Annotated in this window: 23 protein-coding genes and 4 tRNA genes; 16 read left to right on the forward strand and 11 right to left on the reverse strand. The window is 43.2% G+C overall.

The features are described 5' to 3' along the window. Nucleotides 1-8: 8 nt before the first annotated feature. The 3 genes from FSC11_RS02045 (at nucleotide 9) to FSC11_RS02055 (ending at nucleotide 3,125) form a co-directional block, all read left to right on the forward strand. On the forward strand, nucleotides 9-1,016 hold the full coding sequence (locus FSC11_RS02045) for a DNA-directed RNA polymerase subunit alpha (RefSeq protein ID WP_004809777.1): 1,008 nt from the start codon (nucleotides 9-11) through the stop codon (nucleotides 1,014-1,016). Nucleotides 1,017-1,034: 18 nt separating this feature from the next. Beyond that, nucleotides 1,035-1,400, forward strand: a complete 366-nt coding sequence (rplQ, locus tag FSC11_RS02050; RefSeq protein ID WP_004786886.1) for a 50S ribosomal protein L17 — start codon at nucleotides 1,035-1,037, stop codon at nucleotides 1,398-1,400. Nucleotides 1,401-1,619: 219 nt separating this feature from the next. Then, complete coding sequence (locus tag FSC11_RS02055; protein WP_163164834.1) at nucleotides 1,620-3,125, forward strand: flavin-containing monooxygenase; 1,506 nt, start codon at nucleotides 1,620-1,622, stop codon at nucleotides 3,123-3,125. Nucleotides 3,126-3,187: 62 nt separating this feature from the next. Here the strand turns inward: FSC11_RS02055 and FSC11_RS02060 are convergent, their stop codons facing one another. After that, nucleotides 3,188-4,360 carry an acyl-CoA dehydrogenase family protein gene (locus FSC11_RS02060; protein WP_163164835.1) on the reverse strand — a complete coding sequence of 391 codons (1,173 nt, stop codon included), beginning with the start codon at nucleotides 4,358-4,360 and terminating at the stop codon, nucleotides 3,188-3,190. Between the two features lie 176 nt (nucleotides 4,361-4,536). On the opposite strand from FSC11_RS02060, the gene FSC11_RS02065 reads away from it, so the two are divergent. From FSC11_RS02065 to FSC11_RS02085, 5 genes are all read left to right on the forward strand, one after another. Next, entirely contained in the window at nucleotides 4,537-4,794 is a 258-nt protein-coding gene (locus tag FSC11_RS02065; protein WP_163167696.1) for an FAD assembly factor SdhE, read from the forward strand. Further along, on the forward strand, nucleotides 4,787-5,173 hold the full coding sequence (locus FSC11_RS02070; protein ID WP_163164836.1) for a hypothetical protein: 387 nt from the start codon (nucleotides 4,787-4,789) through the stop codon (nucleotides 5,171-5,173). The genes FSC11_RS02065 and FSC11_RS02070 overlap by 8 nt, the downstream gene beginning before the upstream one ends. Nucleotides 5,174-5,708: 535 nt before the next feature. Beyond that, on the forward strand, nucleotides 5,709-6,749 hold the full coding sequence (locus FSC11_RS02075) for a hypothetical protein (protein ID WP_163164837.1): 1,041 nt from the start codon (nucleotides 5,709-5,711) through the stop codon (nucleotides 6,747-6,749). Between the two features lie 59 nt (nucleotides 6,750-6,808). Further along, nucleotides 6,809-7,387, forward strand: coding sequence for a rhombosortase (rrtA, locus tag FSC11_RS02080; protein ID WP_081405842.1), 579 nt, complete (start codon nucleotides 6,809-6,811; stop codon nucleotides 7,385-7,387). 176 nt (nucleotides 7,388-7,563) lie between these two features. Next, a complete protein-coding gene (locus FSC11_RS02085) occupies nucleotides 7,564-9,759 on the forward strand; it encodes a TRAP transporter large permease subunit (RefSeq protein WP_163164839.1) in 2,196 nt (731 codons plus the stop codon). A 47-nt stretch (nucleotides 9,760-9,806) separates the two neighbouring features. Here FSC11_RS02085 and FSC11_RS02090 read toward each other — a convergent pair whose 3' ends face one another. The 6 genes from FSC11_RS02090 to rnr form a co-directional block, all read right to left on the reverse strand. Beyond that, entirely contained in the window at nucleotides 9,807-10,694 is an 888-nt protein-coding gene (locus tag FSC11_RS02090) for a DMT family transporter (RefSeq protein WP_163164841.1), read from the reverse strand. 55 nt (nucleotides 10,695-10,749) lie between these two features. Beyond that, on the reverse strand, nucleotides 10,750-11,181 hold the full coding sequence (locus FSC11_RS02095; RefSeq protein WP_163164843.1) for a hypothetical protein: 432 nt from the start codon (nucleotides 11,179-11,181) through the stop codon (nucleotides 10,750-10,752). A 28-nt stretch (nucleotides 11,182-11,209) separates the two neighbouring features. After that, complete coding sequence (locus FSC11_RS02100; protein WP_171056624.1) at nucleotides 11,210-11,410, reverse strand: YheV family putative zinc ribbon protein; 201 nt, start codon at nucleotides 11,408-11,410, stop codon at nucleotides 11,210-11,212. Between the two features lie 40 nt (nucleotides 11,411-11,450). Beyond that, nucleotides 11,451-13,490 carry a M3 family metallopeptidase gene (locus FSC11_RS02105; RefSeq protein ID WP_163164845.1) on the reverse strand — a complete coding sequence of 680 codons (2,040 nt, stop codon included), beginning with the start codon at nucleotides 13,488-13,490 and terminating at the stop codon, nucleotides 11,451-11,453. Between the two features lie 69 nt (nucleotides 13,491-13,559). Continuing rightward, entirely contained in the window at nucleotides 13,560-14,114 is a 555-nt protein-coding gene (locus tag FSC11_RS02110; protein ID WP_163164847.1) for a hypothetical protein, read from the reverse strand. An 80-nt stretch (nucleotides 14,115-14,194) separates the two neighbouring features. Further along, complete coding sequence (rnr, locus tag FSC11_RS02115) at nucleotides 14,195-16,642, reverse strand: ribonuclease R (protein ID WP_163164849.1); 2,448 nt, start codon at nucleotides 16,640-16,642, stop codon at nucleotides 14,195-14,197. 262 nt (nucleotides 16,643-16,904) lie between these two features. Here rnr and FSC11_RS02120 point away from each other — a divergent pair. The 4 genes from FSC11_RS02120 to FSC11_RS02135 all read left to right on the forward strand — a co-directional run bounded on the left by FSC11_RS02120 (nucleotide 16,905) and on the right by FSC11_RS02135 (nucleotide 17,585). Then, a tRNA-Ser gene (locus FSC11_RS02120) sits at nucleotides 16,905-16,994 on the forward strand. A 16-nt stretch (nucleotides 16,995-17,010) separates the two neighbouring features. Then, nucleotides 17,011-17,087 (forward strand) — tRNA-Arg (locus FSC11_RS02125). A 48-nt stretch (nucleotides 17,088-17,135) separates the two neighbouring features. Next, a tRNA-Arg gene (locus FSC11_RS02130) sits at nucleotides 17,136-17,212 on the forward strand. A gap of 296 nt (nucleotides 17,213-17,508) precedes the next feature. Beyond that, nucleotides 17,509-17,585: transfer RNA gene (locus tag FSC11_RS02135), tRNA-Arg, on the forward strand. Nucleotides 17,586-17,686: 101 nt separating this feature from the next. Here the strand turns inward: FSC11_RS02135 and FSC11_RS02140 are convergent. Further along, nucleotides 17,687-18,988 carry an SRPBCC family protein gene (locus tag FSC11_RS02140; RefSeq protein WP_163164851.1) on the reverse strand — a complete coding sequence of 434 codons (1,302 nt, stop codon included), beginning with the start codon at nucleotides 18,986-18,988 and terminating at the stop codon, nucleotides 17,687-17,689. Between the two features lie 171 nt (nucleotides 18,989-19,159). Between FSC11_RS02140 and FSC11_RS02145 the strand changes: the two genes are divergently transcribed. Together FSC11_RS02145 and FSC11_RS02150 are read left to right on the forward strand one after the other, a co-directional pair. Then, complete coding sequence (locus FSC11_RS02145) at nucleotides 19,160-19,657, forward strand: YcxB family protein (RefSeq protein ID WP_004809751.1); 498 nt, start codon at nucleotides 19,160-19,162, stop codon at nucleotides 19,655-19,657. 31 nt (nucleotides 19,658-19,688) lie between these two features. Next, nucleotides 19,689-20,330 carry a fumarylacetoacetate hydrolase family protein gene (locus FSC11_RS02150; protein WP_163164853.1) on the forward strand — a complete coding sequence of 214 codons (642 nt, stop codon included), beginning with the start codon at nucleotides 19,689-19,691 and terminating at the stop codon, nucleotides 20,328-20,330. 59 nt (nucleotides 20,331-20,389) lie between these two features. On the opposite strand, the gene FSC11_RS02155 is transcribed toward FSC11_RS02150, so the two are convergent. Further along, entirely contained in the window at nucleotides 20,390-21,190 is an 801-nt protein-coding gene (locus FSC11_RS02155) for an AraC family transcriptional regulator (RefSeq protein WP_163164855.1), read from the reverse strand. A gap of 106 nt (nucleotides 21,191-21,296) precedes the next feature. Here FSC11_RS02155 and FSC11_RS02160 point away from each other — a divergent pair, with 106 nt between their 5' ends. Continuing rightward, nucleotides 21,297-22,223 carry a DMT family transporter gene (locus FSC11_RS02160; RefSeq protein ID WP_163167698.1) on the forward strand — a complete coding sequence of 309 codons (927 nt, stop codon included), beginning with the start codon at nucleotides 21,297-21,299 and terminating at the stop codon, nucleotides 22,221-22,223. Between the two features lie 124 nt (nucleotides 22,224-22,347). On the opposite strand, the gene FSC11_RS02165 is transcribed toward FSC11_RS02160, so the two are convergent. After that, complete coding sequence (locus FSC11_RS02165) at nucleotides 22,348-23,631, reverse strand: YihY family inner membrane protein (RefSeq protein WP_163164857.1); 1,284 nt, start codon at nucleotides 23,629-23,631, stop codon at nucleotides 22,348-22,350. A gap of 110 nt (nucleotides 23,632-23,741) precedes the next feature. On the opposite strand from FSC11_RS02165, the gene wrbA reads away from it, so the two are divergent. Beyond that, nucleotides 23,742-24,338 (forward strand): NAD(P)H:quinone oxidoreductase, encoded by a 597-nt coding sequence (gene wrbA / locus FSC11_RS02170; protein WP_163164859.1) that lies wholly within the window; start codon nucleotides 23,742-23,744, stop codon nucleotides 24,336-24,338. A 25-nt stretch (nucleotides 24,339-24,363) separates the two neighbouring features. On the opposite strand, the gene FSC11_RS02175 is transcribed toward wrbA, so the two are convergent. Beyond that, nucleotides 24,364-24,792, reverse strand: coding sequence for a hypothetical protein (locus FSC11_RS02175; RefSeq protein WP_163164861.1), 429 nt, complete (start codon nucleotides 24,790-24,792; stop codon nucleotides 24,364-24,366). Nucleotides 24,793-25,541 lie beyond the last annotated feature (749 nt).

The raw sequence follows: 25,541 nt of genomic DNA on the forward strand, positions 1-25,541 counted from the left end.
GTAGCAATATGACGCGTACTGCAAATGAGTTTCTAACTCCGCAAGCGATCAAGGTCGAAGCGGCAAGCGGGACCTCGGCAAAAGTTATTCTAGAACCCTTAGAGCGTGGCTTTGGTCATACTCTGGGCAATGCTTTACGTCGCATCCTTCTGTCTTCTTTGCCTGGCGCTGCTGTGGTTGAAGTTGAGATTGAAGGTGTTGAGCACGAGTACAGTACTTTGGAAGGCTTGCAGCAGGACATCGTCGAGCTCTTGCTGAACCTAAAAGGATTGTCTATTAAGCTGTTCGATCAAAATGAAGCTTATTTAACATTAGAGAAACAAGGTCCAGGCGATGTAACTGCGGCTGACCTTCGTTTACCTCATAATGTTGAAGTGGTTAACCCTGAACACTTGATCGGCACATTAAGTGCTTCAGGCAATCTTAAGATGCGCCTGAAAGTGGCTCAAGGCCGTGGCTACGAGACTTCTGACTCACGTTTCCCAGAAGGCGAGACTCGCCCAGTGGGTCGTTTACAGTTAGATGCCTCTTACAGCCCGATCAAACGTGTGTCTTACACAGTTGAAAATGCTCGTGTAGAACAACGTACTGACCTTGATAAACTGATCATTGATCTTGAAACCAACGGTACAGTTGATCCTGAAGAAGCAATCCGCAAAGCGGCAACAATCTTGCAACAACAAATTGCAATCTTTGTTGACCTTCAGAAAGATCAAGCTCCTGTTGCTCAAGAACCTCGTGAAGAAGTTGATCCGATTTTGCTTCGTCCAGTAGATGATCTAGAGCTAACTGTTCGTTCTGCTAACTGTTTGAAAGCAGAAAACATTTACTACATTGGTGATCTTGTACAGCGTACTGAGGTTGAGTTACTTAAAACTCCTAACCTGGGTAAAAAATCGCTTACTGAGATCAAAGATGTTCTGGCTTCTAAAGGCTTACAACTCGGCATGCGTTTAGAGAACTGGCCACCAGCTAGTCTCCGTATGGACGATCGTTTCGCCTATCGTAGCCGTTAATTAAGTAGGACTATCACCATGCGTCATCGTAATAGTGGTGTGAAATTAGGCCGTACAAGCAGTCATCGTAAAGCGATGTTCCAAAACATGGCTAACTCTTTGTTCGAGCACGAGTTGATCAAAACAACTGTGCCTAAAGCAAAAGAATTACGCCGTGTTGCTGAGCCTTTAATCACTTTAGCTAAAGTCGATACAGTAGCAAACCGTCGTTTGGCGTTTGCTCGTACTCGTTCAGCTGCAACTGTTGGTAAATTATTTACCGTTCTTGGCCCTCGTTACAAAGAGCGTAACGGCGGTTATCTACGTGTTCTTAAAGCGGGCTTCCGTGCAGGTGATGCTGCACCGATGGCTTACGTTGAGCTAGTAGATCGCGAAGTTAACTAATTTCGTGAAGAGCAGCAAACGTTGTTCGGAAAGGTCGGTTGAATAAACCGGCCTTTTTTAATACCTAAAATTTATCTTTTTATAAATTGATGATCGGTTTAGCTATAAAATTGTCCCCAAAAGATAAAAAAAATAGGGCAAACATACAAACTTGACATGGAGTATTGTCAGTTTTGTGCTTTAATAAAATAAATGACAAACTTGGGTGAAAAGAAGAATATGGAAAAACAGGTTGATATCTTAATTGTGGGTGCCGGCATCTCGGGAATTGGTTTAGCAGCACATCTCTCTAAAAATTGTCCGAAGCGTTCTTTTGAAATTATTGAACGTCGGGAAAGTGTAGGTGGTACTTGGGATTTATTTAAATATCCGGGCATCCGTTCAGATTCTGATATGTCGACTTTTGGCTTTAATTTTAAACCTTGGAAAAAAGCCAGTGTGTTGGCTGACGGTGCATCAATTAAAAACTATCTGTCTGAAGTAGTAGAAGAATTCAAACTTGAATCCAGAATTCACTATCAGCACCGTGTTTTAAATGCCGATTATGATACGCATACGCATAAATGGTCAGTGAAAATAGAAAATGCTCAAGGTAAGACTGAAACCTGGGTAGCGAATTTTGTTTTGGGTTGTACTGGTTATTATAATTATGACCAAGGTTTTCAACCAGAATTTCCAAATCAGGATGCATTTAAAGGAACTTTTATTCATCCGCAACATTGGCCTGAGAACTTCGATTATAGCTGTAAAAAAGTGGTAATTATTGGTAGTGGTGCAACTGCTATTACGTTAGTTCCAGCGATGGTCAAAGGTGGAGCAGGCCATGTGACTATGTTGCAGCGTTCACCGACCTATATTGCTTCGGTACCCTCCATTGATATGGTCTATGACAAGATGCGTAAGTATCTGTCTGAAGATATGGCTTATAAGCTTACCCGTGCACGAAACATTGGTATGCAGCGCGGGATTTATGCCCTGGCGCAGAAACAGCCGAAATTGCTTAAAAAGCTGCTTTTAAATGCGGTGAAGTTCCAGCTTAAGGGTAAGGTGGATATGAAACATTTTACCCCGGACTATGAGCCTTGGGATCAGCGTCTGTGCGTGGTACCGGATGGAGATTTATTCAAAATTTTACGTGAAGGTCGTGCATCGGTAGAGACTGACCATATCGAGAAATTTACGGAAACCGGTATTCAGCTTAAATCCGGTAAACATCTTGACGCCGATATTATCGTATCAGCAACAGGATTAAATATTCAGATTTTGGGCGGGATGCAGGCTTCCATCGATGGCAAGCCCATCGATACCTCTAAACATATGTTGTATCGCGGCGTGATGGTGAGTGATATTCCGAATATGGCGCTGATTATTGGCTATATCAATGCATCTTGGACACTGAAAGTAGACATTGCAGCCGAATATATCTGCCGTCTGCTGAACTATATGGACATGAACGGTTTTGATGAGGTATTACCAGAAGGTAATGCTACAGAGTTACTCGACGATACGGTGATGGGCAGCCTGACCTCAGGTTATATTGCCCGTGCCGCAAACGTCATGCCAAAACAAGGTAAGCATGGCCCTTGGCGTGTCAGCAATAATTATTTAGCTGACCGTAAAGATCTTAAAACTGCAACTTTCGAGGATGATATTCTTCAGTTTAAATCTAAAGTTGAACAGGGAAAAGTTAACGGCAAAAAAGTTAAACCACGTCTGGTATCTTAATATCTGAACCTATAGAAAAGGAGCATTAAATGCTCCTTTTTTTATCTGTTTATATATCTGAATTAAATTGCTCGTGAGATCAATTCTTTCATAATTTCATTGGTTCCAGCATATATACGGTTCGCACGATGATCGATGTAGGCGCGAGCAATTGGATATTCCAGCATATAGCCATATCCACCATGTAGTTGCAGACATTCATCGACTACCTTACTGAACATTTCTGAAATTTTGTATTTTGCGGCAGCAGCTGCATCTACGCCTAGCTGTTGCTGTAATTGTTGTTGCATACAGCAATCCAGATAGGCTCGACAGATTTCGATTTCAGTACGTAGTTCAGCCAACTTAAAACGAGTGTTCTGAAATGCTGAGATAGGTTTGCCAAAAGCCTGACGTTCCTTGGTGTATTTCACCGTATGCGCGAAAGCAGCTTCAGCGCCTGCCTGACAGATCATTGCCACAATCAGGCGTTCCCAAGCCAGTTCTTTCATCAGCATCATAAAACCCATACCGGGCATACCCAATAAATTTTCTTTAGGAACACGCACGTTATCAAAGAATAGTTCACAGGTATCCTGGCCTTTCATGCCGATTTTATTCAGCGGTTTGCCTTTACTAAAACCAGCACGGTCAGCTTCCACCATGATCAATGACAGATTTGCTGAGCCTTTATCACTATCGCCTGTTTTACACACTACAATTGCCATATCGCAAAGATAACCGTTGGTGATAAATATTTTCGAGCCATTAATCACATACTCATCACTCTCCAACACGGCACTGGTGCGTACAGCCTGAAGGTCTGAACCTGTGCCGGGTTCAGTCATCGCAATCGCAGTAATCACTTCGCCACTGGCCATTTTTGCTAGCCATTGCTGTTTCTGTGCTTCATTGCCGAAATTCAGAATATAATTCGCCACGATATCGGAATGCAGGGAAAAACCGGTTGCTGAATCACCGGCATAAGCTTGTTCTTCAATCAGAATCATACTGTAAAGCCGATCCACACCTGAACCACCATATTGTTCTGGTAAAGTCGGGCAAAGTAGCCCTAGGCTTCCTGCCTTATTCCACAGCTCGCGATCTACGTGTTGTTGCTGTTCGAAGCGTTCGGTATGCGGAATGACTTCCTTTTCATAGAATTTGCGCACCGTCTCGCGGAAAGCATCATGCTCAGCATTAAACAAAGTACGCGGTAAAAGATGCGGCAGTGGTCGAATCGCAGCAGATTGCATGATCAGGATTCCTTGTTCTGGTTATTGTTCTCATGAACATAAGGGCAGGGTCTATCTGGGGACAATGTGCGAAATGTACAAAATACAGATAATGCTGATGCTTTCCGCCAATTCCCTCGAAAATTACTTGGCGCTTAGGTAAACTACTCATGTTTTTAACACGTTGGGGAAATATGATGACTGAAGACATCAGCCTGGAAGAGCGTAAAGTGATTTACCGCGCACGTCGTGGTCTTAAAGAGTTGGATGTGTATTTTGATCCCTATGTCAAAAACTGCTATTTGACAGCAGACTCATTTGAAAAAGAAATGTTTGCTGAACTCGTAGCGCAAGAAGACCCGGACCTGCTGGACTGGTTTATGGAAGTATCCGAACCGCCACGTCCTGAATTACGTGAGTTTATTAACAAGCTTAAACACTACGTTCATGGATAATCGTTGTTATCAGCTGAAACGCAGCCTGCTTGCACTTGCGTTTCAGTTTTTCATTTTTATTGTGTTGATGTTTGTGATGTACCAGTTACTGCCCTTATGGCTATGGGGAATCTGTCTGGTTGCAGGACTGATCATCTATCATCTGTTTTATCGCAAGCGTCCGCAGATCGCCCAGTTTGAATATCTGGATGGTCGGGAATGGACCATTAACCATCATGATCAGCGCATACAGCGTGCCCAGATCAGTCATGTGATTGATCACCAAGCTTATCTGGTGGTGTATTTTCAGCATGCCAAAGTACCGCCATTGCTGATCTGGTGTGACCAGTTACCAACACAACAATGGAAGTCATTGAAAGTCCTTACGAAAATGATCTGATTGCCAGACAATCGGTATTTTCATCAAAATTAAAATTATATATTTTTCAAATTCTTATCTTTATATACTGATCCTTTGTCAGACAATTCACATAATTCTTCGGAAAATATTTGAATTGTCTGACAATTTTCTTAATTGCTTTTATTTTAAACAGGTACATTTGAATCACCGAAGTCAACAGAGGAGATTAATATGGAATTTCCAACGTGGATATTTCCAGTAATCGCGGTAATTCTGGCACTGGTCATTGGACGACTCGGCACTATAGTTAGGGAACAAATTTCAACTCAATCACATTAACAAGCTAAAACGATAAGTTAAAGCTTTCCCAGTTAATAAGTAGCATGTGCTGAACCGTCGCAATGCTACTTTTTTTTGCCCAAAATTCAGTATTTCTTTCGATCAAGTCAATTGCAGAACCGGTAATCAATGGCAAAGTGACTCATCTAATTTAGAGTAAATACTCTTTAATTCATATAGTTCATCTGCTATGTTTAGCAGCATGGACATAATCACAATTATAGAGGACAGGAAAATGTCAAAAGTCCAACAAATATGCCAGGGTATGGCGGCCATAGTAATAACAACAACGGCTTTAACAGGTTGCTCACAGGTGATTAAAACGGGTGCCAATGTGGCGCTGAGTTTCACTGAAAAACATATAGTGCCACCAATTCTGGCGATGGATGATGCAGAAATGGTGTGTAATTCAGGCAATGCCTTAACACCAGCGATCATGTCAACCAAGGAGATGGGGGCGGATCCAACCCGGGTTGCCGTACTGATGTACTCTGCAGCCGGTATTTGTGCGGAGCAGAAAGCACTAGATGCCGAACTACGCTATATGCGTGCATCTAAAGCCAATCAGGTTACTGAGGCGCAGGATGCTCGCGTAGAGCAGAAACGTTGGGCGGCATTGGCTGCACAGCGTCAATATACCGGTTATCAGATGTTCCAGAAGCGTTACGAGAAAAAATATAATGTCGCGCTGGGTGAGAGTTGCCCAACCTTGAAGGGTGATACAGAACAGACTGTCTATCTGCTGGGCATGCTCAGTGGCCTACAAGCCATGACCAATGATATTAACTCGGGTGGAGCGGTGCAGGTACCGAAGGACATCGCTGCTGTGGTAGAACGCGGGATGACCTGTCTGAACAATGAAAAATTCTGGGGCGCACCAAATGCTACACGTGCTGTGATCTGGACCTTGTTGCCAGGCGCAGGTGATGGCAAGCCGGATCCATATCAGACCTTGAAACAGTCGACCCAGATTGGTGAACAGAAAGGTGTGCGTTTATCACATGCACTTTATGCCGTAGCTGCTCAGGCATCAGGTGATGATGCCAAGTTGCGTGATGCGCTGAAAACTTTTGCACAGGCACGTTCTGATGAAAAACCGGTGAATCCACAATTCAAGTTGATCGACAGTATGGCTTCGATTATGGTGGGTGGCATTGCAGACCGTTACTGGACCGAGCATACCGGCGTTCGTACTGGAGACGATGGCATGCAACGTTTCTGGGATGAAGCGGATACAGCATCTGACCTTGATGAGCTGTTTAATGCGGATTCCTGATCCAGTCGGGTCCGTACGTTAAGGCGAACCTAAATTGACATACGCTAAGGGACTAAGCGATGCAGATGCATGATCACTATCTTCGTAACAAGATTGTCTTTCTGGCAGTCTTTGTTGCTTTCTGCGCATGGCTGCAGATTTTTAAAGATAGTTTTATCTTTTGGCAAGCTAGCCTGATAAGTGAGCCCTGGCGGCTGTGGACGGCACATTGGGTGCACGTTGGCTGGACACACTATTTCCTGAATATGCTGGCCTTTATCTGCTTGCCCTTTATCTTTCCACGTGTTTCGGTGTGGAACTTCGTCAGTATTCTACTGGTCTTGCCTCCGCTGATCAGTCTTAGCTTTTATTATTTCCTGCCAGATATTGAGGCTTATGCTGGACTGTCGGGTGTCTTGCATGGTGCGTATGCCGCCGTGGCCTGTGTGCATCTGTTGTATAAGAAAGAACGCAGTTTTGCGGCCTTGGTATTGTTTCTGATTTTTGCCAAGCTGGTCTGGGAAAATACCATCGGCAGTGAGGGCACGGCCCAATTGATTGGTAGTCCGGTACTGGTTGAAGCGCATTTGCTGGGTGTGATCTGGGGGATTGTAGTAGCTAATCTATATATCATTGGTAATTACTGGCTGGATCAATGATGCAGTTGGCATAAATAACAAAAAAGAAAATGCAAATTGTCATTTTCATTTTGCACAGTCTGGTGCAGAGTCAGAAGCATAATAATCAGATTGGTCTGTAAATCGGACTTACAAGACAAAGGGAAAGAGAAGCCAGGTATGGTGGACATTCCCAGAGAATAACAATAGGAATACACATGCAAAATGATGCTGAAAACAGATCGGGACTAGGTCTGTTGCGTTATATCTGGACAGAATGGATCTCGACATTCGTCGTACTGGTTTTGCTGTTGCTGACTCTTGTCATTGGTACTGGTGAAATGATCCATGGGCAATTGCTGCGTATGGGCGAACGGCTTTATGGCGACCCAGCTACGGGGATGCAGTATTCATTCCTACGTGCTGAACCAACCCGACCGCAATGTGAACGGAACATCGATGTCGATAGCCGTGTCCAACAGCAGATGAAAGCTGATGCTGCCGATGAATATGCCGATTTTTTTGGCGTGCGTTCCGAGGCGGATGTACGTGCAGCAGTCATGCAGGCGCAACAGGTTTGTGAAGAGTCTCATGCTTTCTATACCCAGGCCATAAATCATATCAATGCTCATCCGAGTATTCGTGCTTACCGTAGCTTTGAAACCAGTTTCTTTGGTCTGTTCAAGTTTGGTGTGGAAAACCGTGCGTTGCTGCTGGTGATTATGGTGGTATTTGCTGCTATCAGTGCGACCCTAAAAACTCATCATATTGGCCTGCGTAGCCCAGCCACCAAAATTGATTTCCGGGTCTATACACTGGCTATGCTCGTCGCGAATGCTTTCCTGGCATTCTCCTCCTATAGCCAGTATCAGTCAGTACTGAACTCTGGCGTGGCCATGGGAGAGATGAAATATATCTACTGGCTGTGGATGATTCTGTTTAGCACCTTAACCCTGATCAGCTTGTTCCAGGTGATTAAGCTGCCGAAGCCTACCCGTGAAGGCGGCAGTTTTGGTCTGGCTTTCCTGAGCGTACCGCTGTATGCCTATATGGCCATCAGTACCGGGATTAACTTTACCTTCTTCATGGATTATCCAATGGGGCAAGGGATTTATCTAGGTCAGCTGGTCGAGTTCTCTAGCATCTTCCTGAACTTGGCACTGTTTATCTGGGCCGGTATGTTGCTGAAACAGACCCGTGTCGTGGACATGTTCCTGAATATTCTGCGTCCATGGAATCTGGCACCGGAAACCCTGACTTGGTTAATCCTGTTGGCAGCTGCATTGCCAACCGCTTATACCGGCGCATCAGGGATCTTCGTGATTGCTGCTGGTGCGATTATCTATAAGGAAGTCTGGAATGCCGGCGGTCGCCGTCAGTTTGCCTTGGCAGCTACTGCCATGTCGGGTTCTCTGGGTGTCGTATTACGTCCATGTCTATTGATTGTGGTTGTAGCCTCATTAAATAAAGAAGTAACAACAGACTTGCTGTATCACTACGGTGTGTATGTATTCTTACTAAGTTCGACCCTGTTCCTGGTAATTTCACTGTTTTTTGCTGAAAGCAAGTTTCGTATTGCCCCAGCAGGCGTAGCAGCACCACAATCAGGTCGTGCCTTCCTGGCTGTGATTCCATACATCGTGATCTTTGTACTGATCTGGATGTTCTACAAATATGCATTGTCGACCAATCTGAACGAGTTCACTGCACCAGTGATGATGCCAGTCATTTTGTTAATGATTGTACTGTATGACAAACTGCGCCATCACCCTGCACCAATACCACCAGTAGGACATTGGGATGAAAGTCTTAATATGAATCTGAATGGGATTGGTGGTACAGCGGCACAGCCTGAATCGTCACCTGGTTCATCCTTACGTCAGTTCGGTTTCTGGAAATCCATGCATATCTCCAGCAGTGAAACAGTAGGGCATATCGGTGCACTGGTCATTTTGATGGCTTTGTCTGTCAGCGTTGGCGGTTTGCTGGAACGTCTGGAAATCATGGAAGCTTTCCCGACAGATATAAACAGCACGATTCTGGTCATTACTATGATTGTTGGTTTGATGATCTTTGTGGGCATGATCATGGATCCGTTCGGCGCCGTGATTCTGATTTCCGCAACGGTAGCACCCGTAGCGTACCAATATGGTATTCATCCGGTACATTTCTGGATGATCACCCTGATTGGCTTTGAACTAGGGTATGTGACGCCACCAGTAGCACTGAATCATCTGCTGGCCCGGCAGTCGATTGGCGATGCTGAAGTGGCAGAAGCAGATGCAGAGGTACGACATTTGTCCTTCTATTACCGCTATGAGCGTTGGATTCTACCAGTAATTGTATTACTGCCAGCAATGCTGATCATTGCCTATGTACCCTACCTGTTCAAGCTGTTCGGCTGGTATCACTAACACCGGATATTAAAAAAGCACCTACGGGTGCTTTTTTATTGCTGCCTTTAAGAGGACGGATGATTTCGTTTAAAGTGGTTTTGTAATAGGGGGCTACACAGTAAAATGGCTGAGAAAATCAGAGCCAGTCCAAGCAGGCTCATAAGATCGGGGATTTCTTTCCAGAAGATATAGCCCCAAATTCCGGCAAAGATGATCGCCACATAGTTGACAGGTCCGATCTGTCCGGCAGGTGCCAGCTTGTAGGCATTGGACATCAGGATCTGGCTAATATTAGCCAAAACGCCTGCTGCAATCAGATAAGCCAGTTCAGTCAGATGATAAGGGCGCCAGTGCCAGAACATCGGAATCACTGAAACCAGTGTGCCAATAAAGCAAAAATAGAACACGATTCGTTCTGGTGGTTCAGTATCTGTCAGCGCACGTACAGTGACAAAAGCCATAGCTGCTAAAAAACTGGCACTGAGTCCAATCACTGACATGAGATTAAACAGCCCCGAATCTGGCTTTGTTACACACAAGACACCAATAAATCCGATAGCAGCGGCAAGCAGCATCGCTTTGGTGATCTTTTCTTTTAAAAATAGCCAGGCAATAAAAGGAATGAAAATTGGAGAGGAATAGGTAAACACCATGGCATTAGACAGCTTGAGATGGGCAATGGCATAGAAGAAACCATACATTGCCATTAAACCCACCACAGAACGCCAGACATGCATCCATAACTTTTCAGTTTTAAAGAAACCAACACCTTTACTGAGCAGCAAAGGTAGGAATAACAACATACCTACCGCATTACGGAAAAATACGACAGTTGCGTTATCAACCGTATGTGAAGCATAACGAATACACACCCCCATCATAGAGAACAGCAAAGCCGAGCAGGTAAGCAAAAGGATGGCTTTAATCAGATCAGAAGGGGCTGCGCTGGGCATAAGAAAGCATCGCTAGAAGATTGTGGAATATTCTAGCGAACTATTTGATCAAAAATTATGAATTTTCTGCAAGTTGGGCTTCCAGCAGCTTGATCTGTTCTTCCTTCAGCCTGATCAGTTCATCGGCATCCTTATGCTGAGCATCTAGCATGGCTTTTTGCTCATCTAGCTGTGACTGGATATCTTCCAGACGGGAGATTTCCTCTTTGGCCAGTGCAGGGTTTTCAGGTACTGGAGCTTTAATGAGATCGTCCTGTACCAATCGATTGGCAAGATTTGCTTCTGTTTCAATTGGAGCTACTTGAGCTGTTGCCTCAGTCTTAATAGGCTCTTGAGCAGGAGTAACTGTTACAGTTTCCTGTTCAGGTATTTCCTGAGATGAAGATGCACTGAACCACTGATAAGCAAATACCAGAATCACGACAGTAACGAAAGCCCCAATAATCCCCACTAAAAGTTTAGAACTATGCCTTTGCTCTACACTCATATGTTCAACCTTATTTATTTTTCTATACTTAACGCGGTTTAAACTGAATCACACCCACTTCATCAGGTACAGCAGGAACTTCAGGTTGCTCAACGTGGGTTGGACGGTTTTCCTCATAGCCACATTCAATACACTCAATCCATTCATTCTCGCCGGAGGTCAGCATGACAATCCGATCCATCGCCTGACATTTTGGACATTTAGCACCTGCAATGAAACGACGTTTGATGGTCATCATACTCACCTGTTGATTAATTTAAACAGCTAGTTTAAGCATTTTTTACCGTATTCGTCCAACCTTGATGACGGAGTAGGGCATCCATTTTCGGCTCACGACCCCGGAAGTTTACAAAAGCATCCAGTGCAGTATCTTTGCCGCCGACTGCCAGGATGTTCTTGCGGAAAGCATGACCCGTATCAGTATTGAAAATACCTTCTGTTTCAAAACGGTCAAAGGCATCACTGGCCAGTACTTCCGCCCATTTATAAGAATAATATCCAGCAGCATAGCCACCTGCAAAGATATGGCTAAAGCTATGCTGGAAACGGTTATACGGTGTCGTTGGCAACACGGCATATTTGTCTCGGATCTCATTCAAGGTCGCCTGAACCTGTTCAGCATTCAAAGCTGGATTGGCACGATGAATGGACAGATCGAACAGGGCAAACTCGAATTGACGTAAGGTTTGCATGCCTGACTGGAAGAAACGGGCATCTAGCAGGGCTTTCAGCAAATCTGCTGGTAGGACTTCCTTGGTCTCTATATGCTCGCTGAGCAGATTTAGACTGTCCTGATCCCAGGCCCAGAATTCCATGAACTGACTTGGTAACTCAACTGCATCCCAAGCCACACCATGTGTACCAGCAACAGAGATATTGTCTACTTCAGTCAGCATATGATGCAGACCATGACCAAATTCATGGAACAGGGTAATCACTTCATCATGGCTTAGCAGGGCAGGTTTGTCGCCGACCGGTGGGGTAAAGTTGCCGACCATATAACAGATGGGCTTTTGTACGCCGTCATGGGTACGCATGCGAGAGCGGAAACCACTCATCCATGCACCACCACGTTTACCTTGACGGGCATACAGGTCAAAGTAGAAACCACCGATGACTTCACCCTGATCTTCCAGTTCAAAATAATGTGCATCCGGATGCCAAAGTGGAGCCTCACGTTCGATGACCTGAATGCCATACAGACGGTTCACAATGCTGAATAGACCTTGAATTACTTTTGGGGTCGGAAAATAAGGTTTCAGTGCTTCCTGTGACAGGTTGAACTGCTGCATTTTCAGCTTTTCAGAATAATAACTGCTGTCCCAAGGTTGCAGCTCGGTAATACCATCTTCTGCTGCAATTGCTTTCAGCTCGGCAATCTCTTTTTCAGCAGGCGCACGCGCATGTTCAGCCAGATCACGTAAAAACTCATCTACGGCGTCAACACTTGGTGCCATTTTGCTGGCCAGTGAATATTCAGCATAGTTGTTAAAGCCGAGGAGTACAGCCATTTCCTGACGCAGACTCAGGATTTCTTCCATCACAGCTGTATTGTCAAATTCAGACTTGTCGGACTGATCTGATGCACGTGTGGTATAGGCCTTATAGATTTCCTCACGCAGACTGCGGTTTTCTGAATGGGTCATAATGGCTAAATAGGATGGGAAATCTAGAGTGGCTACGGGCTGATCCAATTCATGCTGTTTGCCATACTGTTTGAGCAGTTCAATATTACTTGCCGATAAGCCTGCCAGTTCATCCTCATTTAATGGTCTGAAGTAGGCTTGAGTCGCATCCAATACATGATTGGAAAAATCTGAAGATAGCTGAGATAAACGTGCGGAAATTTCTGCATAACGTTTTTTCGCTTCACCTTCTAACGCCACGCCCGAAAGTTTGAAGTCGCGCAGTGCCAGTTTAATGGCACTTTGCTGTGCTGCAGGCAGGTCAGTAAATACCGGTGCATCATGCACATGCTGATAAGTTTGATACAGTGCCGTATGTTGGCCGAGTTGGGTATAGTATTCACTTAAGCCCGGTAATAAGGCTTGATAAACTTCACGCGTTTCCGCATTGTTTTTCACGGCATTGAGATGCGAGAGAATGCCCCAAGCCTCACTCATATTATTTTCAAGTGTGTCGACATGTTCCAAAATGGCAAGCTGTTCCTGAGCTGAATCCGGTATTTCGTTAAGTTCATTCAGGAATTTTTGACCTTCAGCAATACAGCTTTCAATCTTTTGTTTCAGTTCTGCTAGTGTAAGCTGATCAAATTGTGGAACAGGCAAAGTTGCCTTTTCTAAAGTCATGTCGGTCTGCCGATTTATTTCCTATGTTAAATCTAGATGTAGGGGTTTTAAGCTAGGAAATCAAGATATCTATAGTTTTTTCTCAATCTTTTGATTTAAGGTTATTAATGATTTATTGATATTTTTCAATTGTTCTAATAAGCCTCCATTGGAAGAGGGAAGCGACTCTAGTTCATTTATATCAATTGTAGAGATATTAATGATTTTGGTTTTCCAAAGATTTAAAGGATGTTTATAAGAATATGTCACCGTGAAAGTGATGGGAGTATTATTTAATGATTCCTTGAGGCCTCCATATTGTCGCCAATCGTATATGTAGCTTTGTTTAGGTGGAAATACTTTGATTCCACTTTTAAAAATACCAGTATTAAAATACTGTTTATCAGAATTTAACTTTTCAATTCCGAATGCTGCACGAGGGACAGGCTGATTGCTAAAGATTTTTACATTGTGAGCGATGGATTTGCCGATATTTTTAACATGAAGTTGAATTACAGATTCTTTTCCATAATGAGGCGTAGCAAAAATAAGAATTTGTGGTTGCTGATCTGACTTAAATACTGCATAGGTTACGAGTAAAGCTAGTAATGAAATAACTAATGTTATGATATTTAGTACATCCATTTTTCTAATTTTCCTTATAGTTATTATATTGATTATAAATAAAAAAAAGAGCGCCGTAGCGCTCTTTTTAACTGTGAAAATTATTCACCCTTTGGCTTTGCATTGGATTTTTTCTTTTTCACTTTGGCTTTTTTCTTTACTTTACCTTTATCCTTTGTTTCAGGCTTTCCTGCAGATTTTTTAGCAGGCTTTTTGCTGTAGGAACTGGGTTTTCCTTTGTCTTTTTTGCGTCGTATGGGTTGTTCTCCATCTGCATTATCTTTGGCTTTGGACTCGCGTTCATGTTTGCCAAAGACTTGTTCAGTAGCTTCCGGACGGACTAAAGGCTTTTTCTCTGCGACACGTGGTGCACGGGCGCGGATTTGACGGCCAGCATGGGTTAACTGTTGTACCAGTTCAAAGTCAATCTTACGTTCTTCCAGATTCACCCCGGCAACCTTGATCTTGACTTCATCCCCCAGACCGAAGATTTGCCCACGGTTCTGACCGACCAGGCTTTGGCTGCTTTGATCAAAGATAAAGAAATCATCGCCGAGCTGGCTGACATGTACCATGCCATCTACATAAAGATCTTTCAGGGTGACAAACAGACCAAATTCCGCAGTCGCACTGATAATGCCAACAAATTCTTCACCCAGATGCTGCTGCATGTAGTGACATTTCAACCAGGTCGTTACAGAACGTGAAGCCTCATCAGCACGACGCTCAGTTGAAGAGAAATGCTCACCGGCATCATCCAGCGATGCACCCGAAATCGGATATGGTTTTTGTGCCAATTGCGCTTTAATCGCCCGATGTAACAACAGGTCAGGGTAGCGGCGGATCGGCGAAGTGAAATGCGTATAGGCATCATATGCCAGACCGAAGTGACCATCATTCTTCGCGCCGTAGTATGCCTGCATCATTGAGCGTAACAGGACTGCATGAATACTTGGGGCATCAATACGGTCTTTGGTCGCTTCAATCACTTCCTGATAATCTTTCTGGGTGGGCTGTTCCGGGAATTTCAGACCGAGTAGCTTGACGAAGTCACGCACTTTCTGAATACGGGAAAATTCTGGTGGCTGATGCACACGGTACAGCATTGGAATTTCATTTTTCAGCGCATATTCTGCCGCCGCCACGTTGGCGAGCAACATGCACTCTTCAATCAGCTTATGCGCATCATTACGGGTGCGTGGCAGAATTTCTTGAATACCACCCAGCTCATCGAAAGTCATATAGGTTTCGACAGTTTCGAATTCCATCGCATGACGATCTGCACGCAATTCTTTCAGCACCTGATACAGCTGGAACAGTGTATTCAGTGATTTGCGTACATCACGATCTTCAGTAATCGCGTTACTGTCACCATCAAAATATTGCGCAACCTGGTTATAGGTCAGACGCGCTTTGGAATGCATCACAGAAGGATAGAACTCAAAACTGGTCACACGGCCTGCACGTGACAGTTTTAAATCACAGACCATACAGAGACGGTCAACATGCGGGTTTAAGGAACATAAGCCATTGGAGAGTGCTTCAGGCAGCATCGGCAAGACATAATGCGGGAAGTAAACCGATGTACCACGTTCCTGAGCTTCGTCATCCAGTGGCTTGCCAACACGGACATAATGGCTCACATCTGCAATTGCCACGACAACACGATAACCACCGCCAGGACGTTTCTCTGCATACACCGCATCATCGAAGTCGCGGGCATCTTCACCATCAATGGTGACTAAGGCCAGGTCACGCAGGTCGATACGACCTTCTCGATCCTTAGCATTTGGTTCTTTAAAACTTTCTGCTTCTTTGATGACTTCATCAGGGAATTCGTAAGGCAGGCCATATTCCAGAATGGTTTGTGGAATGATGATTTCCGTATCTGCTTTATCTGCCATTGACTGGATAATATGCGCAGTCGCAAATTCTTCTTTGGTTGGGTAAGTATCAATCGCAACACGAATCGAATCACCAACTTTAACCTGAGCATGTTCAATCAGTTCTTTTTCTAGGGTGATCGGCTGATGCGCATTCGGGCTGGCAGGTTGTACGAAATATTCACCTTCATGCTGGCAGACTTTACCAATAACCTGTTTGACACGATGTTGTACTACTTCAGTAATAAAACCCCAGGCCTTACCTTTGCGGTCGACTGAAGTTTGGCGGACTTTAACGCGATCACCATTAAAGACCTGACGCAATTCACGCTCGGGCAGTAACAAATCATCCTGACCGGAAATATTGGCTGTACCCATGCCTTTAGAATTAATATACACCGTGGCTTCATATTCCGGTTGTTCAGTAGCAATCTGGAATTTATAACCATCTTTCATTAACTGGCCATCACGCACCATGGCAATCAGGCGGTGACTCAGGGCATCAATACTTTTTTGATCTGCAATTTCAAAATGTTCCACCAGGTCGGCATGCGACTGGGCATTATTCTTTTCTATGGTTTCTAAAATCAGCGTGCGACTTGGGATAGGGTTGTCATAACGTTCAGCTTCAGCTTTTGCTTCAGGATCGACCCAATTTTTCATCATGTCTTTAAATTTTCCTAGGAGATGCGATTAGCATAAGACATGTGCGCTCAGACTGCACGTAAATGATTGCAATAATCTGTTTAAGTTTCCGTTTTTCGGCGGATTTTCGACTATTGGATAGAAAGCGGAGCTTTTTCGCGCAATAAGTGTAGAAAAACAGATGAATTGTTTAAAAAGTATTTAATTGAGCAAAAAACTGCACTTTTTTTTAAAGCTTTGCTTGCAGTGCTATGCCGAAATTTGTATTATGGCGGCACGTTACGGTGAGATGGGTGAGTGGCTGAAACCACGTCCCTGCTAAGGACGCATACGGGTAACTGTATCGAGGGTTCGAATCCCTCTCTCACCGCCACGCTTACTTATGTCGCGCGCTCATAGCTCAGCTGGATAGAGCACTTGGCTACGAACTAAGGGGTCGGGAGTTCGAATCTCTCTGAGCGCACCAAGTAAGTTAAGCAGAAAAACGTATTGCCAACCTAGGCACACAAGTTACGCGCTCATAGCTCAGCTGGATAGAGCACTTGGCTACGAACTAAGGGGTCGGGAGTTCGAATCTCTCTGAGCGCACCAACTTGAACAATCAACCGCACATGTTGCGGTTTTTTTGTGCCTGAAATTTTCTGGAATTAGGCTCAAATGCCAGTGCTTAATTTTCGCTATGCCGCTATGAATCTGATAGCTAAACTAGCTTAAGGTCGAAAGCTGATACGCTATTAATTGCTTTTAGATATAAATCTGCAGGAAAATTCACCGATAAAACCTGAATTTAACCATATCGTTTATTTACTGTACGTTCGGTTGGGTTTTTATTAAAAAAGACTTAACAAGTTTAGAAAAACATATATAATGCACCCCATCAAGACGTCGCGCTCATAGCTCAGCTGGATAGAGCACTTGGCTACGAACTAAGGGGTCGGGAGTTCGAATCTCTCTGAGCGCACCAATCTTGATAAGAATTCTCAAAAAAACCGCATATTGATGCGGTTTTTTTACGTCTGTAGTTTTTGATTTATAGATATAAAAAAACAATAACTGCTTTTAAATTTACTTCAGCTTTTGCTGTACTTTAAGTGCATAGACCGTATTTGCTCCAACAGCTGGCAGAATATCGTGATAAGGCATACTGCGCATCGCACGTAATAAAAATGGGGCTTGATCATGAATCTTCATGCTGCTGGTCATTTGAAATAAAGTGCCATGAGCTTGTGGTAGCAGTTTCATTCCTGCCTTTACAAATTTTAAATCTCCGCCAATCGCATCAAACTGGCTTTGTAAAGGCGAGGGCTGTTGATAACGAAGCTTGAAATTGAATGGAATCTGGATCACTCCCAACCCAACCGATACCTTATAGTTAGCATCCATCTGCTGACGATTCACTGGATTGAGTTCCACTTTACGAATCTGTCGTGGGAATAATTGCTGACTGGCATCAGCTGCAAGCCAAGGCTGCAGTTTCTGAACCGGTTGTGGATAATAATGAAAACTGCTACTAAAACGCATGTTTTCTGAGGTTTGACTATATTTGAGCTGACGTGCAGGCAGAATAAAGCTGACAGGCTGGGCAGACTGCTGACTCAGTTGAGTGATCTTCTGAATTTGCCCGCCATTAAAATGTACTTGCGGGATCTGGCTTGCAGATAATGGAATGCTCGACTGGGATTTAAAACGTTGCTGTAAAGCTTCAAGCAGGAAAGCATTGGTACCAGCAGGAATACCCAGTTCAGCTTCAGGTAAGGCATTTAAAATTTTGCTAAACAGAAAGCCTTTCGGCTGATTTAAGTCGCCCCATTGCGTCACGGTGACCAAGGTTTTATTTGCTCCAAGTGCAAACCATTCCAGCCGTCCAGCACCATAAGGAATCGGGGCATCCACAATCAAAGTCTCAATACTGTTTTCTGACACCTGATGCTGCATCACCACATTTTCCTTGAAATTCAGTACTGGAATGGGCGTAGGAATATGTACCTGATAACGCACCTGCTGGATATGTCCGCGGGATTCCACAATCTGAGCGGACTTGAGCGCTGGAAACAGGCCGGCATAGCCCTGATAATTTAAAAGATGTTTTTTAACCTGAACCTCAGGAATCGGTAATACCACCGCACTGCTATAAAATTGCACACTTTGAGCAGCTGCCTGCTTAAAGGTTGGAAGCTGTAAGGATTGTCGAGGATGTGCATAGATGAATAGTCGGTCACCGGTCAAATCCGCTAGCTGCTGTGGACTACCGGAAAAGACATCGATACTGCTCGGAAGTGCCGGCGTCCAGGGAATAATTTTCGCCCAGCTGAAAGGAATATAAGTCGTGCAGAGGCAAAGAAGCAGACATGATTTTAGTGATTTCATACAACGTCCTGTTGTGCATTTTATTATTCTGATAGTTGTGGATTAAAAACGATTTTTATAATGAGCGGAAGCAAAGATATGTAATTCATTTCCGAATACATTTTGCTAATGGGGATAGCAGTGAATTTGATATAGTATGAGCCAAGGATTTTTATATTTTGATGTGATGCTATGACTGAGTCAGCACCGACTTTATCGACCCGCTATTTTCTGACTTTAGAAGAATCTCAGGATGGATTTGCTTTGGCTACTTTTGGCAAAAAGCAGATCAGCCGATTTCTGACTCCTTTGGTAAGTGTCGGGATCATCATCTGGGGCTTTTCTATGGGCTTTGATGGGGTAGGGCGTTATTACGTGGCACTGGGTGCATTCTTCCTGCTTTTACAGGGCATCATGCGTTACTGGTTCCTGCCGATGATGTTCAAACGCCAGTTTGTAAAATACCAGTTCGGCAAGAGCGAGCAAGGTATTGACCTGTATCAGGACCATGCCGAAATCTTCCATAATGGCCGCAACAAGATCGTGCATTACAGTGAAGTGCAAAACTTTGCCAAAGGCAAGCTGACCTATATGCTGGAACTTAAAAATCGTACCGTGGTGATCGTACCTAAACGCGCCTTTGCCGATGCCACCGAACAAAGCATTTTCGAACGTACTTTCAAGAAATAATTTCAACATTTAAAAGGGAAAATAGTCAATCATGAGTACACGTCCATCCAAGATCGTTTGTGTCGGCCGCAGTTATGCAGATCATGCCAAAGAGCTGGGTAATGCCATTCCGGACCGACCGGTCCTGTTTATCAAGCCACCAAGTGCATTAGGCGATCTGGATGCAGGAATTGAATGGAATCGTGATCTGGGCAGCTGTCATTATGAATGTGAGCTGAGCCTGCGTATTGACCGTACCCTGAAAAATGAAACTGATCCTGCAAAAGCTTTAGAAGCAGTGGGTGCTGTGACTTTGGGTCTGGATCTGACTTTACGTGATTTGCAGGATGGCCTTAAGAAAAAAGGCCAGCCATGGGAACGTGCCAAGGCTTATGATGGCGCTTGCCTGCTCTCTGACTGGGTGTCAGTTGAAGACGTAGTAAATGACTGGAAAGATGTACACTATACGCTGCACGTAAATGATGAACTGCGTCAAAAAGGCGATACTGCTTTACTGATCTTTGATGTGGGAACATTGCTGGCAGATATCAGTCAGGTATTTACCTTAGAAGAAGGGGACGTGGTAATGACTGGTACGCCGGCGGGTGTAGCAGCATTGCAATCCGGTGAACAGTTGAAAATGACCTTAAAGGGTAAAAACCAGGAATATATCTGGACCACCTTTGTGAAATAAGCTGAATCTTATGTGGAAATAAGGGAGTCGAAAGGCTCCTTTATTTTTATTTAAAATTTTTAACTGGCTTGATGAATCTTCCTGAATTGATCGGGTGTATAGCCCATCCAGCGCTTAAACATCTGAATAAAGGCTGAGGCATTGGCATAGCCCAGATCAAAGGCAATATTTTCTACAGTTTTTTGCTGTTTCAGCATCGACATGGCTTTGATGACTTTCAGACGCTGCCGCCATTCATTGAGTGACATTCTCAGCTCCTTCTGGCAGTAGCGCGCCAAGGTGCGTTCAGTCAAGTTATGCATAGCTGCCAAATGCTGCAAGGTACTGTTATTCTCTGGATTTTGATGTAGGTAATCCAGAATTTTCCTGAGTTGAGGATGTTCAGTATGCGGCAAATAACTGCCAATCATCTGTGCCTGTTTAAGTTGATCAAGCAGCACGTGTAATAAACGTTGATGCTCTTCTGACCTTACATTAGTCGGATGTAATTTTAAATGCTGCAAGAGTGAAGTGACCAGAGGACTGGTTAATAAGATTCCCGGCTGATTTGGTAAACCTGTACATAAACTTTCATGAATATAAAAAGTTCCATGTGAAACATCGGTACGATTTAAACCACTATGTTGTAAGTTAGGTGGTAGCCATACACCGTAAGGCGGAGGGGTAATATAATCAATATGCCCAATTTTCACTTCCATGATGCCATTAAAAGCATAGATAAACTCTCCCCAAGCATGATCATGCAATGGATAGACTGACAGAGCCGGGTCTTCACGAAAATTAATCCACAGAGCTGCGTCAATATCATCATTGGTTCTAAGTTGCTTGATATCTTGAGCGACTGTTTTATTGCTTCTCACGGTGAATTGCCTGAATAATGCGATTATTTGTCTGTTTTAAAGTATATCTTTTATTTCTGACAGATTTATAGTGTACATCTTTGATAGTGTGCGTAGAGTTGAAATTGTGGAGCAGCGTAAAGCGCTTGATGCGCAAGCCTCGTTAATTATGTTTGTCCTGTGTCTGTTATGGGGACTACAGCAGGTAATGCTTAAGCTGGCAGCACCAGATATTTCAGCCTTGATGCAGATTGCATTACGTTCAGCCTTATCTGCATTAATGGTTTATCCTTTGATTCAAGCAGGTGTAAGGCGCCAGCTATGGAGCTGTAGCTATCTTCCGGCAGGTTTGCTGGTCGGGGTATTGTTCGCTTTAGAGTTTTACCTGGTCGCTGAAGCACTGCGTTATACCTCTGCTTCACATACCATCGTATTACTATATACCGCACCAATTTTTGTGGCATTGGGATTGCACTGGAAACTTCCTTCAGAACATTTATCTCCATTACAGTGGGGTGGAATTCTCGTTGCGTTTAGCGGGATCGTGGTGAGTTTCTTATTTCGTAGCCACACTGGTCAGGCTATGCAAGCCAGTATGCTTTGGGGAGATTTGTTGGCTTTAATGGCTGGTATATTTTGGGCTGCTACCACTGTGAGTGTTCGATTAACACGATTAGCTGAAGCTCCAGCAACACAAACTTTGTTCTATCAGCTCTTGATGGGCGGCATGCTGCTGTTACCACTTGCTTGGATGACAGGACAAGCAACGGTGAACTGGACAACCTTATCTATTTCTAGTCTGATTTTCCATACAGTGGTCATTTCTTTTGCCAGTTATCTGATCTGGTTCTGGATGCTGAAAAAATATTTGGCTTCACGTCTGGGTGTATTTTCTTTTCTAACGCCGGTGTTTGGTATGATTTTTGGAATTCTGTTATTGGATGAAGAAGTTGAGATGAACTTTATTATTGGCACGATCATGGTCATGCTGGGTGTTGTGTTAGTAAGTTTGCAGGGATGGCTAAAGCCGAAAAATATAAAAGTAGCTCCTTAAAATATTGGTTATCAATAGTGTTTAAAAAAGCGTGAATAACGCAGTGAAAATTTTTACTGAAAAACTTACTTATATAATTCCCAAAAAAAAATCCTCTCATAAGAGAGGATTTTTATTAAAGTGTTTAAGGCTTGGGTGGAGTTTGAGCTTCATTCTGCATTTCCTTTTGCTTAAACAGCTCTGAAAGGGGAATACCCAGATTTTCCGCTAAATAATGATCTGCTTCTCGTAATTTGGGTTGTAGTCGCTGCATCCAGAGGTCATTGATCTGAAGATTTTCAATTTGATGTGTGTGTGGCAGGGCATAAGGAAGTTTGAGGTAAAAATCCCAGAAATTGACCTGATCCAGATCACGTACCAAGACATATTCATTATCTTCAGTACGTTTAATCAGATTCTGTTTTTCAAACATGCTGATATAGCTTGGCAGGCGGCCAATTTCATCTCGTCCTAAAACTTCGAGTGCCTGTGCTTCACTAATACTTTCTCCAGTTTTCTGCTTGCGGTAAAACAGCTCAAGTAAATCCAGTAACATTAGAATTGGATGGATTTTACAATCCTGACCTGATTCAAATGCCGTGATTGCATAACTGATTTCAACCCCGAGCAGGACAATATTCCAGGACAGATAAATCCAGAGCAGGAAAATAGGCACCGCTGCAAAAGCACCATAGACAATTTCATAACTGGTGAAATTGGACATGACAAAGCCAAACAGGTTCTTTAAGAGTTCAAAGACCACTGCACTAAATAAACCGCCCACGAATGCAGATTTGATCGGTACACTGCGGTTAGGAATGGTCCAGTTCAGGATAAAGAAGCCGATAATCGTCAAAGAAAATGAAATGAGCCACAGTATAAAAGCACCATTCAATTCGTAGCCGGCAAAGTTATTGCTCAGTACATTCATGGACGCTACAGTTGAAGAAATCACGAAAGCGCTACCAAGTAAAATTGGACCCAAAGAAATAATGGTCCAATAGCGCATAAAGCCGATAATCCCGCCACGTGTTTCCGTGACACGCCAGATCCGGTTAAATACTGTTTCAATACTGGTCAGCATCATCACGGTGGTAATAAACAGGAACAGGATCCCGATGATGGTCAGATTGCTGGATTTGTCAGTAAAAGCACTCAGGGCTTTATCAAAGGCAATGGTGGTCTTAGGCAGGAAATTGGTATAGATCATTTCCTGAAGTTGCTGACGTGCAGGTTCTAATGCCTTAATTGAAGAGATGATCACCAGAAAAACCGTCAGCATTGGTACTACAGCAAACAAAGTAGTATAGGTTAATGAGCCTGCCTGTTCACGGCAACGATCCGCCTCAAAGCGCCTAAGTACAAATAAAATAAATTGAAACCAGTGTTTTTCATAAAAAGGTAGTTTCTTTAAGTATTCAACGATCATGCGCTTGTTGTCTCAATTTCTTATACATCATGAATTTTCTGGTTCAGCTTACCCAAAAAAACAGAAAAATACCGTATAGTTTTCTTTTTTTAGTATCGAACATTCATCATATGCAACCTTATGTCCTTGTTTTATATTACAGCAAATATGGTTCAGTCAAAGAGATGGCACATCTGATTGCCAATGGGGTTGAATCCGCAGGTATGGCAGTGAAGGTCAGAACAGTGCCGAATCTTTCCACTGTGGTAAAAGAAGCAGAGGCGAGTATTCCAGCGGAAGGGGATATCTATTGTACGCTAGATGAATTGGCGAACTGTTCTGCTTTGGCAGTGGGTTCGCCAACACGTTTTGGCAATATGGCTGCTGAAATGAAATATTTCTGGGATCAAACCACCAGTCTTTGGCTGAATGGAGCTTTGCATGCTAAGCCAGCATGCGTGTTCACAGCCTCTGGTGCAATGCATGGTGGCCAGGAAAGTACATTGCTGAGTATGCTTCCGCCGTTGTTCCACCACGGTATGATGATCATGGGACTAAGTAATGCTGTTCCAGCATTATCAAATACTAAAACGGGTGGTACACCCTACGGCGCCAGCCACGTTAGTGGTGCACGCCATGATCAGGCACTAAGCCAGGATGAAAAGGTACTATGTGAAGCACAGGGTAAGCGCTTGGCAGAAATAGCTTTAAAGTTAAATCAGATTTAATAATTCTCAATCAGGACAATAAGTTTCAGGCTTTATTGTCCTGATTACTCGATTCCTCAGAATCTTCTTTATTCACTTCCAGTGCCTGAGCAGTTGTTGCCTGAATATTAAAGCGGTATTTGCACTTCAGGCAACGATAATCCAGAAACAGGTTGCGATCCACGGTTACACCAGCTTTTTTACCCAAGAAGTTACCGACCACACCACCAGTAATCCCAACACTAATTGCGCCAACGAAAGTCCCGACTGTTCCGCCGACAATTACACCAAGTGGGCCTGCCACAGTCCCGATCGCAGCACCAATCGACGCACCTGAAGCTGCGCCACCTACAGTTCCCGCCGTTGCACCTGCAGAGGTCATGAGTAGACCGCCAATTTTTTTCAGATTTTGCTCATGATCACGTTGTTCAATATCTGTTGAGCCACATTTAGGACATTGCATAAGGTATTCCATCAATGATTGTTATGGGCTGATGTTCAGCCTATTTATGATTTGTCATTTTGCCTAATCAGGTGGATATATGACAGCTCTACAGTATGTCTGTCTTATATTTTGATGTCAGGGACATTTCCTGCCAATCTGATTGTAGAGGAGACTTTGATAAGGCTTTGTATTTGTGCTGTAAATTATTTTATATCGAAATCCATCTTGGAAATTCTTTCAATTTTTAGCTGTCTGATAATCTAAAGATACTAAAAATAATATCTTCAAAGTATCTTTTCTATTCCTTATAAAAAATAATTTACTTGTCATCTTTTTACACTAAATAACATGATCATCATAAATTGAAATTAAGGGCTGTTTAGTAGAGGTATTGAGTATCTATATTGAGTATTTTGTTTTGAGAGTTTTTAAGGAACAAAAAAATGTATTTAGATAATAGTTTTCATATAATCGGTTAATTATATTTCTTAATAAAGTGATTTATTAAGGATGATTAAAATATAAACTTTTATAAAATGAAAAATTATTAATAAATGATCGTGAAAATCATCATAAATATTTCCTTGATTAAAGTATTTTTTATAATTTTATAAATACTTCTAAAATATTATTTAAACTAATTTTTAAAAATAAATTTATGGTTTGAAAATATTTATAAAATATTTTTTATAAATAAAAGGATTGATCAAAATAATTAATATTAAATGAAAACAATAGCTTGAATTTAATTAAAAATCAAAAAGTATGTGAATAATAAT

The sequence above is a fragment of the Acinetobacter schindleri genome (assembly GCF_010918895.1).
In the GTDB taxonomy this organism is placed as follows: Bacteria; Pseudomonadota; Gammaproteobacteria; order Pseudomonadales; family Moraxellaceae; genus Acinetobacter; species Acinetobacter schindleri.

Excerpts from the sequence above, each read along its gene's own strand:
- FSC11_RS02060 (WP_163164835.1), bottom strand. The coding sequence starts at position 4,360 with ATGCAATCTGCTGCGATTCGACCACTGCCGCATCTTTTACCGCGTACT.
- FSC11_RS02095 (WP_163164843.1), bottom strand. The coding sequence starts at position 11,181 with ATGAGTGTAGAGCAAAGGCATAGTTCTAAACTTTTAGTGGGGATTATT.
- FSC11_RS02090 (WP_163164841.1), bottom strand. The coding sequence starts at position 10,694 with ATGCCCAGCGCAGCCCCTTCTGATCTGATTAAAGCCATCCTTTTGCTT.
- FSC11_RS02165 (WP_163164857.1), bottom strand. The coding sequence starts at position 23,631 with ATGATCGTTGAATACTTAAAGAAACTACCTTTTTATGAAAAACACTGG.
- FSC11_RS02110 (WP_163164847.1), bottom strand. The coding sequence starts at position 14,114 with ATGGATGTACTAAATATCATAACATTAGTTATTTCATTACTAGCTTTA.
- FSC11_RS02085 (WP_163164839.1), top strand. The coding sequence starts at position 7,564 with ATGCAAAATGATGCTGAAAACAGATCGGGACTAGGTCTGTTGCGTTAT.
- rnr (WP_163164849.1), bottom strand. The coding sequence starts at position 16,642 with ATGATGAAAAATTGGGTCGATCCTGAAGCAAAAGCTGAAGCTGAACGT.
- rrtA (WP_081405842.1), top strand. The coding sequence starts at position 6,809 with ATGCAGATGCATGATCACTATCTTCGTAACAAGATTGTCTTTCTGGCA.
- FSC11_RS02065 (WP_163167696.1), top strand. The coding sequence starts at position 4,537 with ATGACTGAAGACATCAGCCTGGAAGAGCGTAAAGTGATTTACCGCGCA.
- FSC11_RS02140 (WP_163164851.1), bottom strand. The coding sequence starts at position 18,988 with ATGAAATCACTAAAATCATGTCTGCTTCTTTGCCTCTGCACGACTTAT.
- wrbA (WP_163164859.1), top strand. The coding sequence starts at position 23,742 with ATGCAACCTTATGTCCTTGTTTTATATTACAGCAAATATGGTTCAGTC.
- FSC11_RS02105 (WP_163164845.1), bottom strand. The coding sequence starts at position 13,490 with ATGACTTTAGAAAAGGCAACTTTGCCTGTTCCACAATTTGATCAGCTT.
- FSC11_RS02075 (WP_163164837.1), top strand. The coding sequence starts at position 5,709 with ATGTCAAAAGTCCAACAAATATGCCAGGGTATGGCGGCCATAGTAATA.
- FSC11_RS02070 (WP_163164836.1), top strand. The coding sequence starts at position 4,787 with ATGGATAATCGTTGTTATCAGCTGAAACGCAGCCTGCTTGCACTTGCG.
- rplQ (WP_004786886.1), top strand. The coding sequence starts at position 1,035 with ATGCGTCATCGTAATAGTGGTGTGAAATTAGGCCGTACAAGCAGTCAT.
- FSC11_RS02150 (WP_163164853.1), top strand. The coding sequence starts at position 19,689 with ATGAGTACACGTCCATCCAAGATCGTTTGTGTCGGCCGCAGTTATGCA.
- FSC11_RS02145 (WP_004809751.1), top strand. The coding sequence starts at position 19,160 with ATGACTGAGTCAGCACCGACTTTATCGACCCGCTATTTTCTGACTTTA.
- FSC11_RS02055 (WP_163164834.1), top strand. The coding sequence starts at position 1,620 with ATGGAAAAACAGGTTGATATCTTAATTGTGGGTGCCGGCATCTCGGGA.
- FSC11_RS02045 (WP_004809777.1), top strand. The coding sequence starts at position 9 with ATGACGCGTACTGCAAATGAGTTTCTAACTCCGCAAGCGATCAAGGTC.
- FSC11_RS02175 (WP_163164861.1), bottom strand. The coding sequence starts at position 24,792 with ATGGAATACCTTATGCAATGTCCTAAATGTGGCTCAACAGATATTGAA.